The sequence below is a fragment of the Acinetobacter sp. YH01005 genome (assembly GCF_013420465.1).
Taxonomy (GTDB): Bacteria; Pseudomonadota; Gammaproteobacteria; order Pseudomonadales; family Moraxellaceae; genus Acinetobacter; species Acinetobacter amyesii.
The window spans coordinates 1-12748 of record NZ_VOYA01000035.1 but is presented as its reverse complement, the minus strand read 5'-3'; the positions used below and the strand labels follow the sequence as shown (position 1 = coordinate 12748).

16 protein-coding genes are annotated in these 12748 nt (G+C 40.8%); 10 read left to right on the top strand and 6 right to left on the bottom strand.

What is annotated here, in order from left to right:
- Positions 1–192: 192 nt before the first annotated feature.
- The gene (locus tag FTT72_RS15105) at positions 193–1044 is read right to left on the bottom strand and encodes a PHP domain-containing protein (RefSeq protein WP_180178630.1); all 852 of its coding nucleotides are present in this window, start codon (positions 1042–1044) and stop codon (positions 193–195) included.
- 44 nt (positions 1045–1088) lie between these two features.
- Here FTT72_RS15105 and FTT72_RS15100 point away from each other — a divergent pair, with 44 nt between their 5' ends.
- Genes FTT72_RS15100 through mnmC form a run of 4 tightly spaced genes read left to right on the top strand, consistent with a single transcriptional unit; the run spans position 1089 to position 4536 of the window.
- A complete protein-coding gene (locus FTT72_RS15100; RefSeq protein WP_078191311.1) occupies positions 1089–1700 on the top strand; it encodes an inner membrane-spanning protein YciB in 612 nt (203 codons plus the stop codon).
- A 28-nt stretch (positions 1701–1728) separates the two neighbouring features.
- Positions 1729–2031, top strand: a complete 303-nt coding sequence (locus FTT72_RS15095; protein ID WP_078191312.1) for a YciI family protein — start codon at positions 1729–1731, stop codon at positions 2029–2031.
- A 5-nt stretch (positions 2032–2036) separates the two neighbouring features.
- Positions 2037–2552, top strand: coding sequence for a hypothetical protein (locus FTT72_RS15090; RefSeq protein WP_078191313.1), 516 nt, complete (start codon positions 2037–2039; stop codon positions 2550–2552).
- Between the two features lie 37 nt (positions 2553–2589).
- The gene (gene mnmC / locus FTT72_RS15085) at positions 2590–4536 is read left to right on the top strand and encodes an FAD-dependent 5-carboxymethylaminomethyl-2-thiouridine(34) oxidoreductase MnmC (RefSeq protein WP_180178629.1); all 1947 of its coding nucleotides are present in this window, start codon (positions 2590–2592) and stop codon (positions 4534–4536) included.
- A gap of 44 nt (positions 4537–4580) precedes the next feature.
- On the opposite strand, the gene FTT72_RS15080 is transcribed toward mnmC, so the two are convergent.
- Positions 4581–4895, bottom strand: a complete 315-nt coding sequence (locus FTT72_RS15080) for a rhodanese-like domain-containing protein (RefSeq protein ID WP_078191315.1) — start codon at positions 4893–4895, stop codon at positions 4581–4583.
- A gap of 92 nt (positions 4896–4987) precedes the next feature.
- Between FTT72_RS15080 and FTT72_RS15075 the strand changes: the two genes are divergently transcribed.
- The 3 genes from FTT72_RS15075 (at position 4988) to FTT72_RS15065 (ending at position 6640) form a co-directional block, all read left to right on the top strand.
- On the top strand, positions 4988–5476 hold the full coding sequence (locus tag FTT72_RS15075) for a YajQ family cyclic di-GMP-binding protein (protein ID WP_078191316.1): 489 nt from the start codon (positions 4988–4990) through the stop codon (positions 5474–5476).
- A gap of 27 nt (positions 5477–5503) precedes the next feature.
- Entirely contained in the window at positions 5504–6007 is a 504-nt protein-coding gene (locus FTT72_RS15070) for a DUF4442 domain-containing protein (protein WP_180163301.1), read from the top strand.
- A 132-nt stretch (positions 6008–6139) separates the two neighbouring features.
- Positions 6140–6640: an ester cyclase gene (locus tag FTT72_RS15065; protein WP_180110002.1), complete on the top strand. Its 501-nt coding sequence runs from the start codon at positions 6140–6142 to the stop codon at positions 6638–6640.
- Between the two features lie 66 nt (positions 6641–6706).
- Here the strand turns inward: FTT72_RS15065 and FTT72_RS15060 are convergent, their stop codons facing one another.
- Genes FTT72_RS15060 through FTT72_RS15050 form a run of 3 tightly spaced genes read right to left on the bottom strand, consistent with a single transcriptional unit; the run spans position 6707 to position 8476 of the window.
- A complete protein-coding gene (locus tag FTT72_RS15060; protein WP_078191328.1) occupies positions 6707–7126 on the bottom strand; it encodes an acyl-CoA thioesterase in 420 nt (139 codons plus the stop codon).
- 21 nt (positions 7127–7147) lie between these two features.
- A complete protein-coding gene (gene trxC / locus FTT72_RS15055; protein WP_078191319.1) occupies positions 7148–7579 on the bottom strand; it encodes a thioredoxin TrxC in 432 nt (143 codons plus the stop codon).
- Complete coding sequence (locus FTT72_RS15050) at positions 7580–8476, bottom strand: alpha/beta hydrolase (protein ID WP_078191320.1); 897 nt, start codon at positions 8474–8476, stop codon at positions 7580–7582.
- A gap of 124 nt (positions 8477–8600) precedes the next feature.
- On the opposite strand from FTT72_RS15050, the gene FTT72_RS15045 reads away from it, so the two are divergent.
- On the top strand, positions 8601–8936 hold the full coding sequence (locus tag FTT72_RS15045; protein ID WP_111885430.1) for a TIGR01244 family sulfur transferase: 336 nt from the start codon (positions 8601–8603) through the stop codon (positions 8934–8936).
- The gene (locus FTT72_RS15040; protein WP_180105862.1) at positions 8929–9351 is read left to right on the top strand and encodes a beta-lactamase hydrolase domain-containing protein; all 423 of its coding nucleotides are present in this window, start codon (positions 8929–8931) and stop codon (positions 9349–9351) included. Before FTT72_RS15045 ends, FTT72_RS15040 begins: the two co-directional genes overlap by 8 nt.
- 136 nt (positions 9352–9487) lie before the next feature.
- On the opposite strand, the gene FTT72_RS15035 is transcribed toward FTT72_RS15040, so the two are convergent.
- Complete coding sequence (locus FTT72_RS15035) at positions 9488–11011, bottom strand: hypothetical protein (protein WP_180178628.1); 1524 nt, start codon at positions 11009–11011, stop codon at positions 9488–9490.
- 160 nt (positions 11012–11171) lie between these two features.
- Between FTT72_RS15035 and FTT72_RS15030 the strand changes: the two genes are divergently transcribed.
- Positions 11172–12545, top strand: coding sequence for a dihydrolipoyl dehydrogenase (locus FTT72_RS15030; protein ID WP_180178627.1), 1374 nt, complete (start codon positions 11172–11174; stop codon positions 12543–12545).
- Positions 12546–12748 lie beyond the last annotated feature (203 nt).

Below are 12748 nucleotides of genomic sequence, written 5' to 3'. Positions count from 1 at the left end.
AAAGTCGTTTGAATGATTTCTTCTTGGTCTACGTGCCATAAAATACTCCATATATTAATGTTTATAACATCATTTGAGCAGCAGAGTATCACTTATAGGAGTTGTTCAAATTTCCGGATCCATCTCTAAACCCTCGCTTACATAGCTTTGCGTACACTTTTTTGTACATCGAAAATATGTAAGTGAGAGCATTTAAGCAAAGCTCTCCCAGATTCCAACTTGCCCCTCTTTCACTCGAGGGATATTGCCGAGTTTAATCCACGGCATATTGTCACCATGAAAATCACTGCCAACAGAAACTTTTAAGTTAAAGGCAGCAATCATACGATCCACCATTTGACGAGTCGATAATGGCTCAATTGCCGGTGGTAATTCCACTGCATCACCGCCCGCTTCAGCAAAGATTTCAATCAAATAACGAATATTGGTCGCAGATAAATCATAACGCGTTGGATGCGCCAACACCGCAAAGCCACCACTGGCATGAATCACCTCAATGGTTTCAGCAAGACTCGGACCTTCAAATTTTACAAAGGCTTTTTTACCTTCTTTAATATATTTATCAAAAGCTTGTTGTGGACGTGAAACTACCCCCTTTTCCACCAAAGTTTTGGCAATATGCGTGCGTGTCACCCGATCTGGTATATGGTCGACTTTAGCAATCACATCGCTATAAATATCTTGACCAATTAACGGTATCAGTAAGTCACAAATCTGCCGAGCACGTTCCGCTCGAATACGCTTTTGATCCATCAATAAGGCTTGTATGGGCTCAGGATTTTGCATATTTAAAGCGACGATATGCACACCATAACTTTTTTTGGTCGCAGGTCTCGACCACTGGCTGGAAATCTCCACGCCAGAGATTAATTGCAGCTTTAATTCATGCGCGACCTGCTCTGCTGCCAACAATCCGTCCATCGTATCGTGATCAGTCAAAGCCAGCGTATGAATTCCAATAGCACTTGCGGCCTGCACCAAAGCCTCTGGTGACAAAGTACCATCAGAAATATTACTGTGTGTATGTAAATCTACGCCTTGCATCTCTATACTATGTCATTTATTTGATCAGATTTAGATACTCTAACATGAAAGCACTTTTAGACTTTGTGCCACTCATTATTTTCTTTTATTTATATAAAACTGTAGATCCAAAAGATACGCAGCACCCATTATTACAATTGATTGGTTCTGCTGGGGGTGTCGATAACAATAACATTCTTGTGGCAACATCAGGTCTCATCATTTCCATGCTTGTGGTTTATGGTGCATTGTTTGTCATGCAAAAATTCCGTCTAGATAAACAACAATGGATTGTGTTGTTCATGACCGTGATTTTTGGTGGTATTACCCTGATGCTAAGCGATGATTTTTATATTCGTTTAAAAGCCGTTTTACTAAACTTGGTATTTGCTGGCGCGTTTTTACTTTCTCCACTATTTAGTAAAGATAAGAAACCACTCATCGAACGTTTATTTGGTCCAGTCTTAAATTTAACCGCTGTCGGTTGGAAACGATTGAACTATGCATGGGCTGCAATGTTCGTGGTGATGTCATGTTTACACACCTTTTTCGCTTATTTGTTTGCAGACGGAAAATATTGGGGTGAATTCACTGCTTTTGGTGACATGATCGTGATGTTTTCCTTTATCATTATTCAGTTTATTGTATTACGTAAATACTTTAAGACCTCAGAATAATCCATTCGGTCAAAAATCAGGAAAAGTCATGCCATTATTCGTCGTAAGCTGTACAGATAATGAAGGTACAGTGGAAAAGCGCCTTGCGGTTCGTCCTCAACATCTTGAACGTCTACAAAAACTTGATGATGAAGGTCGTCTGATTGTTGCAGGTGCGATGCCTAAAGATCCGGCAAACCCGCAAGCTGGTTTTTATGGCAGTACGATCATTGTCGATTTTGATAGTCGTGAAGCCCTAGACCAATGGTTGGCAGATGAACCTTTCCTCAAAGAAGGGGTTTATGGCCAAATTGATGTCAAACCATTTAACAAAGCATTTCCTAAAGGATAAGGTTCATGCGCGTCGTTGTTTCTAGTTTACTGGGCTTATCTTTAATTTGTTCAACTGCATGGGCTGAAGAACCGGCTCCTGCACCTGCTGTAGCCCCTGCTGCTCAAGCAACGACTGCAACACCTCCTCCCAATCCTGTGCCGCATACCATTCCTGCCAATAAACCGGGCATCATTAAAGTGGCGGCAACCGTCAATCCCAATGGTCAACCTCAAGATGCAAATCCATTGACCATTGAGCAATTGGCAAAAAATAAAGCGCTGCAAGATGCCAAAGTCAAAGCGATGGTCAAAGACCAATCAGTACGCTTACAACAGTTAGAAAAAGCTAACCTTGAAGCCTTGGCGCAAAACCAAGAATTACAACTTAAAAATGATAGCTTGGGCGTACAAGTACAAGTGCTGCAAAGTGAACGTAGCGCGCAGATGTTTTTATACGGCGGGACCACACTTGGTGTTGGCGTGATTTTAGGTTTCTTGTTGGCCAGTTACGTCTATACCAAACGTCGTCGTCAATGGTAATTCATTTTTCTACTTCAATTTAAAGGTTGCTTGAGTTTTGTCAGGTGCAATTCAGACTGCCGATCTCGATTGGCAAATGATCGATGGCATTGATATTCCAGTGTCTAAACAGTTTGGTGATGTGTATTTTTCGAAGGACAATGGCCTACTCGAAACACGTCATGTGTTTTTAAAAGGGAATGACCTCGACACTCGCCTTGCGGCACTGACTGATTTTGAATATTTCAGTGTCGGCGAAACAGGTTTTGGTACAGGCTTAAATATTTTGGCCTTGTGGCAATTATGGCAACAGGTTCGTCCAGATAATCACAGTCATCTGCATGCCATTTCTGTAGAAAAATTCCCTTTATCTAAAGCAGATCTCATTCGTGCATTAAATGCATGGCCAGAATTACAGCCTTTGGCACAGCAACTGATTGCGCAATATCCTGAACCTATTGCGGGATGTCATCGACTCAATTTTCCAGAAGAACGTTTTTCACTTGATCTTTGGTTAGGCGATGCACACGACGTTTTTCCGGTCATGGCAAAAACTGCTACGGTCAATGCATGGTTCTTGGACGGTTTTGCACCCGCCTGTAATCCTGACATGTGGGAAGAAAACGTACTCAAAAATATCGTACGTCTATCGGACATTGGGACGACCTTCTCCTCATTTAGTGTGGCAGGTGTACTCAAACGCGGCTTACGTGAGCATGGTATTACCATTACACGACCACGTGGCTTTGCTCATAAACGTGAAATGCTCAAAGCTTTTTGGCTCGCACCTGAAAGATCAGATGATCAATCCGAAGTTGCTGACATACCCACTTTAGACGAAAAAAAAAATCCTGAAATCGCTCTAGGACATAAGCCCCGTCAAATCGCGATTATTGGCGCTGGCATCGCTGGTTTAAGCTGTGCTTGGGCATTTGCTCAACGTGGGCATCAAGTGCGTATTTACGAGAAATCAGCACCACTCAGCGGCGGGTCGGGCAATCCTCTTGCCTTACTCAACCCTAAACTCTGTCCAATTGAACAAAGTGCTGAGCATCTGATGACCCTGAGTTGGTTATATGCGCTCAAGCATTATCAAAACTTCAAGGCATTTCGTCCCTTACAGATTCACCAATCTATTTTAAAAAATAAAGTAGAACACCTTGATTTAGCTCAAGCTTATCCTTCAGAGGTGTTAGCTGCTGAAGAAGGCACGCTAAATCAATTAGCTTCAGTATTTCCAACCCTGCTCTTAAAACAAGCAGGCGCAGTCAGTCCACATCAGCTTCGTGACCAAATCTTGGCACATCCGCACATTGAGTTGTTACAAGCAGATATTCAACGCATTGAGCAACAACAAAATGGCGTTGCGCTATTTACCCAGGATCAGCAGCTTCCATCTGCCGAGCATGTCATTCTCTGTGCGGCACGTGACAGTATGCAGCTACAAACAGATTATCCAGAACTGCGTGCCATTCGTGGACAAGTCAGTTGGTTGAACAATCCCGCTCAACAAATGGATATGCATACCGCCTATAGTTATGGGGGCTATTGTATGCAACTGGATGCCGAACAGATGATTATGGGCGCGTCATTTTATCCCGGCCGTGATGACACCGACGCTCTCACTGAAGATCATGTGCATAACTATGAACTTATCCACAGTGTGTTCCCCGACTTTGCCAAAACCTTAGCACCGATTGAGCAATGGCAAGGGCGTGCCGCGATTCGCGCACAGACAAAAGACTTTTTCCCGGTAATTGGTGCAGTCCATGAAGATCAGCACATTTATAGCTGTAGTGGACTCGGTTCTAAAGGTTTCCTGTATGCACCGCTCTGTAGTGAAATCATTGCCGCGCTAGTCTTAAAAGAAGCCTGCCCTATTCCAACACAGCTACTCGATAAAATTCATGCAGCACGTTTTATAAGACGCGCCAAAGCCAAACAAAAAACCAAGAAGCCTTATTTTCAAGGTCATGTACCCTCAACTCCTCTTCCAGAAAAATAACGCGCAATAAAAAAGCGCCTTTCGGCGCTTTTTTTGATTCGATCTTATTTCCCTTGTTCCAAAGGAAGACCAGCATCACGAGCAGCACGCGTGCCGCCCATTAAGATTACATATTCACGTGAGCTGTCAAAACCCTCTAGTAACTCTGCTGCACGTGGAGCTTTACTTCCGCCACCACATAAAATGTAAATGGGTTGATCCGTTGACACCTGAGTCAGTGCATCTGATGACAATGCGGTGATCGGTTGGTTAACCGCACCTTTCACATGTGCCTCAGCATAAGCACTTGCATCGCGAACATCCCAGATAATCGAGTCTTCTGGGAACTCAAATGTTGTAATTTCTTGTTTACGGATCATTGCGCACTCCTTTTGATGTAAACAACACTTGGCAAATGAAGAAAACATCCCTAGCATCTCAGATATTCTTTCCCTTTGTAAAGGTCTAATCTATGCCTTCTTTTGATATTGTTTCCGAATTAGAAGTTTTTGAAGTAAATCATGCAGTTCAAAACACGCAAAAAGAAATTGCGACGCGTTTTGACTTCCGCGGTCATGACGTTTCAATTGAGTTAAATGAGAAAAATAAGGAAATCAAAATCTCAACAGAAAGCGATTTCCAATGTGAGCAAGTGTATACCATGCTCGAAAATCATTTCTTCAAACGTAAAGTCGACATTCAAGCGCTCGATCCACAAAAAATGACCGCTTCTGGTAAAAACGTCATTCAAGTGATCAAACTAAAAGACGGTCTTGACTCTGATACTGCAAAAAAAATCAATAAAGCCATTAAAGAAAGCGGCATTAAAGTGCAATCTTCTATTCAAGGCGACAAAATTCGTGTGACTGACAAGAAACGTGACACTTTGCAACAAGTGATGGCGTTCTTAAAAGAGCAACAGTTTGGTGTGCCGCTTCAATTTAACAACTTTAAAGATTAAGGCAGCACAACTGCCATTGAGGTCAATATGGCACGTCCAAATCGTCTAAATAAACTGGTCAAAGCAAGCTCTAAATTACCCAAAGGTATTCAAAGTCGTTTGCTCAGTCGAGCTTTTGGTCGTGTCGTGCCCATGGTTGGAACGGCTAAAATCCAATATCAACATGTCAGCCCTGAGCGTGTTGAGGTGAGCATCGCCAATCATAAGGCGATGCAAAACCATATCGGGCAAGTACATGCCTGTGCCATGGCGCTGATCGCAGAAACAGCCACAGGCTTTGTCACAGCAATGAACGTCCCAGACAGTGCCATTGTCCTGATTAAAAGTCTGAAAGTTGATTTTAAACGTCCAACCCAAGGTGGGATGACAGCCATCGCAACGCTTACACCCGAACAGCAACGACAAATGCAAAGTACAGAAAAAGGTGAAACCTTAGTACAGGTCTTAGTCACCGATGAATCTGGTGAAGCACCGATTCAATGTGAAATGCTTTGGGCGTGGGTGGCAAAATCCGCTCTGAAAAATAAATAAATGTAAATAAAACTTACTTTTAGGTAAGTATAAGTTTTACCAAATTTCAGCAAAATCAAGACTGTTTTTTACTATTTATACGCCGTAATTCCGCTCAATATGCTTGCACGACACAAATATATTGAGCACTTTATGAAAAAAATCATTCCCCTCTCACTCATCAGCCTGGCGGTGTTTTTAACTGCATGTCAAAGTACTATTCCTGCAACGCCAACAACTCCAAATCAAACGGCTGAAAGCAATATTCAAACCAGCCAAGCAGCGGAAAATAAGAAAATCGTGATTGATTTTTATGAAGGTGTCTTTCTTAAACATCAGGTTAACACATATGCTGACCGATATATTGGCAATCAATATATTCAACATAATCCGCATGTTCCTGATGGCAAAGCGCCTTTTGTTGATTATTTTACCGAGTATTTTAAACAAAATCCTGATGCAAAAAACCAGATCAAACGTGCCGCTGCCGAAGGTGATTTGGTCTATTTACATGTGCACTCTACGCAGAATAATCAAGACCGTGGAGAAGCCATTATTGATATCTTCCGTGTTGAAAATGGCAAGATCGTCGAACATTGGGATGTGCAACAAAGCATTCCTGAAACCAGTGCCAACTCAAACACGATGTTCTAATTTCTCAGTCACTATTCATAAAAAAGCCACTCGATTGAGCGGCTTTTTTTTTGCGTCTAACTTTAATTAAGCTTGATCTGCAGCAAATTTAGCTTTTGCATCCGCAGGAATTTGACGCTTAGCACCTTTCACATCCACAGCGACAAATGTAAACACACCTTCGGTTACGCGAATTGGATCACGTGAACTGTCGTGACTATCCCAAACTTCAATCTGCATTTGGATAGAGGTATTACCCACTTTTAAAATTTTGGTATATACACTGATGACATCCCCGACTTTCACTGGAACGAGGAAGGTCATTTGGTTAATTGAAATCGTTGCACAGCGTCCTTGACTGAAACGCTCTGCGTGAATTGCACCGGCCAAGTCCATTTGTGACACGATCCAACCACCGAAAACATCACCACTCCAGTTGGTGTCTGCAGGCATCGCGATGGTTTGTAGGGAAAGCGTTCCTTCAGGTTTTACATGAGTTTCTGACACTTTAGCTCCTGGCGCTGACATTTATTGAGGTAAATTTAACTGCTGGTTGAGCCATTGTTGCAACTCACCAGCACGCATTGCACCGCTTATTCTAGCAATTTCGTTGGTTTTATTCATCAAAACCAGTGTAGGAATACTACGAACATTAAATGCACCGCTCAATCGAGGGTTTGCTTCGGTATCAATTTTGGCAAAAACCACCTTCGGATTTGATTTTGCAACTTGTGCAAAGTGTGGCGCCATCATCTTACATGGTCCACACCACTCAGCCCATAAATCGATCAGCACAGGTAAATCACTATTGCTAATAAAATTTGCAAAGTTCTTTTCATTCAACTCGATGGGCGCCAATGGAATCAATGCTTGGTGACATTGACCACATGCAGGTCCAACTTCGAGTTTTTCTTCAGGTACACGGTTTTTTGCACCACATTCAGGACACACAACGATCATTTAGCTGACTCCAACATGTTGATGTAAAAATTCTAATTGGGTTGCCATGGCTTTTTCAAACCATTGCCCATGATAAATATCAAAATGTTGCATTTCCCACTCATAATATTGCACATACGGTGCAATATTGGTCGCAGTTTCTCGGCTTGATTCGATGGGAATCAAACTATCTTCTTTGGCTGCAATAAAAAGTACTGGTATGCTAATTTTACGGACATCCAATATTGGGCGATAACGGATTAACTTAAAAAAGGCCCGAGCCGGAATTTCGCCACTCCAATAAAAATCAGGATTTACAATCGATAAATAGCCCGCATAACTATCTTCAGACTGTAAAAAACACAATCGATGTGGATCGACTACAGGCAAAGTCGTTGGACTCATCCCAACTTTTGAGCCCATATAGTCCTGACTTGATAATTTTAATGCTTTGGGTAATTGCTGTAAGGGATATAATTTTGCACTTTCAGCGCCGTCGACAAATGGGACTTGTACCATCACCGCTTTAATATTTTTAAGCTCTGCCGCCAAACTGAGTACATAACCACCACTCAGCGATGTTCCCCATAATACAATGCGTCTCGAATCAATCGATTTACGCTGCTGTAAATGATCAATCATGGTCCGCCAATCTTCAAGTTGAGCTTTAAGGTTCACTAATTCTCTCGGACGCCCCGTGCTACCCCCCCAATAGCGATAGTCAAACAACACGACAGCATAGCCCGCTTGTACAAAGCGCTTGGCATATTGCACTAATTTAAACTGGCGTAATGCCGCCAAACCATGTGCCATGAGAATGACTGCAGGTTTTTCAACAGATTTTGGACGATAAAAGTCAGCAGCTATAACATCTTGTCCGCTTTTGACATACAGTGGTTCGACTGTATAGGCGTGCATACGCGCTCCATTGCGTTATTTTATGGTTGTAATCGCTTATAAAAATTTAAGAACATTCTGCTCAAGTTTGTGCTTAATGCTATCATAAAGCATAAATCTATGAATTAAATTATGGAGTGACTCAATGAGCGAAAATGTTGGTTTTGCAGGTCAAATCGGCCCAGAACATGTAGCGCAAGTGGTTGAAAAAGGCTTTAAATCGATTATCAATAACCGCCCTGACATGGAAGGTGGTCCTGAGCAACCAACCAGTGCTCAAATTGAAGAAGCAGCTCGTACCGCTGGTTTAGACTATGTTCATCAACCGGTTGTTGCGGGTCAAATTTCTGAGCTAGATGTCCGTAACTTTGCTAATCATTTTAATGAATTGCCAAAGCCGGTTCTTATGTTCTGCCGTACAGGTAACCGTTCAAACAACCTGTATCAACTAGCAAAACAGATGGATCTTTTGGATGACTAAACCCATCCTCAAATATGTATTTTGCTGTATTCTGATCTGTAGCAGTATCCCGCTGAGTCACGCTCAAAACGATGTTCAGACTTTAAATACCAAAGTCAGTGTTGCAGGTCAGATGAATGCTGCCAAATTTTCACAGTTGATGCGGCAAGGTTTTAAATCTGTGATTGTGAACCGCCCTGATCAAGAGATGGGTAATGCAGTCAAGGTGAGTGAATTACGCAATATCGCGGAAAAATCCCAGATCAGTGTGATTTATCAACCTGTCAACAGCGGTAAAATTTCTCAAACAGACATTCTTGAATTCGCTAAATATTATAATGAGCTTCCAAAACCCATTCTGATGATTTGTCGTAGTGGCGCTCGTTCTAGTGCGTTATTTCATCAGGCAAAATCTCAAGGTTTGTTGCATGAATAAAGTTTTATTGGTGGTGATATGTGTCTTGGCTCTGAGTGCTTGTAGTTCTATGCAAGTGCGCCCGACGGTGGGTGTGAGTGTGGGGACTTCTATTTAAATCTCTCAATAAAAAACAGCGCCGAAGCGCTGTTTTTAATTAATTTGCATTAAAACAATCATCTGACATACCAAATGGACTAATCATATTCGGCCCTGTTCCTGTTTGATCATTATAATCTGTTTCAATTAATGGTAGTTGAAAATCAAAAGTACTACCGAATGGAACAGATTGATTCTCCAAACGTGCACTTAGACTTAAGTTTAACCATTTGGAATAAGTTTTATCATAAACAAGATTAATAATCGCCTTACCATCTACATCAGTTTTCACTTTTACAAATGAGAGTGTCGAATTAGTAAGCCCCGCCTTATTCAAATAGACAACATTATTGATATCAATATTATTGAGTTTTAGTTTTTCAGAAACCAAGGCAGCATAAGTAATTGAATTACCATTCCAGTCTAAACCTGTCTCGTTTTTAACAGGTGAATTATTTAAGGTACAAATTGCTGAGCTTAATGGATAAAGACCAATATTATTTGAAAAATAATATTTTCCTTTACTATATTGAATGGCACGAGATGAGATCGTTACGTCCTGGTTAGCATGTTCCTCACCCAAATCCAAGTAAACCTCTTGAATATAATTTCCATTGTTAGAGGTCAATTGGCCAAGACTCATAGAGTTAATACCGCCATACAAACTTTCATCAATATATTTCACTAAATCAATAACTTTAGATTCTTCCGTAGTTACGCCCCCTTGTTCTACAACCTGAATTTTATATTTTACCCCCTGAGCCAACATATTAGCTATCTGTTGATCAGTTAAACTATCTGATGCTGAGGCAATTGTGAATGCCACATAACCATCTGTATTTGTAGATGCAACTTGATTACTTTCAATTAAAATATTACTTAATTGATTTTCAAGAGAAATATGCACTGGTTTATTATTAACATTATCACCACTATTAAGTGCTTTTAGTCTTACTTGCACAGTAATACGGTCATTCATCACAGCTAATGCTTGCTTGTCAGTAATAATCGATAAATCATATTTTTGTGGTATTTCAACTACTTCTTTTTCTGGATCATAAGCCGAAATAAGATGAGCTGCTGAAGCTAAAGTATTACCTTTATCATCCTTAACAGATACCTTAACGTTTACACCTTTCAAGATTTCATTAATCGTGGATTCATCCAAGCCCGCATCAACTTTAACATTAAATCGTGCAATACCCTGTCCATCAGTTTTGATTCCTGCGGATTCACCCTCTACCTCCTCACTTGATGGAATGTACTCAATCGCAGCTTTATTCTTTAATACATCTGTAGATTCAACTATTAAAGCAACATTAGGTAAAATAGCTCCATCATTCATTACACGTACAGACACTGTAAAAGTATCTCCACGCGCATTAAGTTTTTCTACTATTGGAAGATACTGAATTTGAATATTTTTAAACAGGTTTTCCTCTTGTGTGCCAGTTCCTGTTCCTGCGGTAGGAGCACTAACACCTTTATTATAGTACCCATCACTTCCACCGCCACCACAGCCAGCCAATAAAACTGCTAAAGCCACAGCCGAAAATTTCAAACTAATTTCTTTCTTTTTCATTGAGTTATTCCCCAAATCCCTCTAAAACTATGAGTTAATCAAACATATAATTAATATTGTCAGATATGTAACCATAGTTACTGCTTTATGTAAATAAAAGCATGATAAATGTTTTGCTTGTGTTAGCCTAAATTTATTTATTACATGCAGTAGCTCACAAATGTACGACCTCATTATTATTGGTGCAGGCACCGCAGGCATTAGCGCCTATAAAGAAGCGATTAAATACACCCAAAACCTACTCATCATCAATCACGGTCCATGGGACACCACCTGTGCCCGTGTTGGTTGTATGCCTAGCAAAGTCCTCATCTCTAGTGCCAATCGCATGCACGACATTCAACATGCACAAGAAGTTGCACTCACGGTAGATGCAAAAATTGATACATCCCAAATCATGACGCACGTACGTCAATTACGTGATCGTTTTACCCGTGCCACACAAAAAGATGTAGATCGTTGGGAAGCATCCCATAAGATTTCAGGCTTTGCGACTTTCATAGATGCCCATACAATTCAAGTGAATGGACAGCAATATCAGGCAAAAGCTTTTATTGTTGCAGTCGGTTCTACTCCTGCTTATGACCAAGCCTGGAAAGAAAACTTAGGCGAACGCTTAATCACATCAGATCAAATTTTTGAATTAGAACAACTCCCTAAATCAGTCGCAGTTATTGGAAGTGGCGTCATCGCTTTGGAATTAGCGCAGGCTTTAACACGCCTCAATGTAAACACCACAGTTTTTGCACGTAGTCGAAAAATTGGCTCACTGAGTAGCCCTATATTGCAAAAGCTCGCACAGGAAGAATTAAGTAAAGAGTTAAAGCTAAAGTTTGAAATTTTACCTGAACATTATTCTATTGAAGGAGATCTAGTTCATTTAACCTATACTGAAGAAAACGTACAGAAGACACTACAAGTTGACTATGTATTAGCTGCAACTGGCAGACGTACATTATTAAATACCTTAAGTTTAGAACGTATAAGTGCCGAATTTAAAGATTTAAAAAATTTGCCAATCAATCCAGATACAAAGCAGCTAGCCGATTATCCAATTTTTATCGTCGGTGATGCACATACCAATACCCCTATCCAACACGAAGCAGCTCATGAAGGCAAGTTTGCTGTACAAAACTGTTTAAATTTTCCACAAACTAAATCCATCAAGACGCTAATACCTCTAGGCATCTTATTTTCTACACCACAAATGGCAACCATTGGGCAAAGCTATAAGCATCTACAAGATAAAAACACAGAATTCGTCATTGGTTACGTTTCTTATGAAAAACAAGGTCGTGCGATTGTTGCTGCTAAAAATAAAGGGGCTGCCGAAGTATATGTGGATACAATTAGCCATAAACTATTAGGAGCTGAGCTATTCTGCGCGGAAGCTGAACATTTGGCACATTTATTAGCTTGGATGATTTCAGAAGAACTAAGCATACATGAAATTTTAGATAAACCCTTCTATCATCCAACGTTAGAAGAAGGGTTAAGAACAGCATTAAAGCATGCACGACGTCAGTTAATATAATTTTATCGTTCTATGTAAACTTATAGCGTTGGATATCCAGCACTTAATTTCCGTATCCCCCTCTATCTTTTTCACTACGCATAAAAAAACACCCCCTGCACTAGTCAGGGGGTGTTTTCGAATAATGAGCTGGCGATGACTTACTCTCACATGGGTAACCCCACACTACCATCAGCGCTAAGAGGTTTCACTTCTGAGTTCGG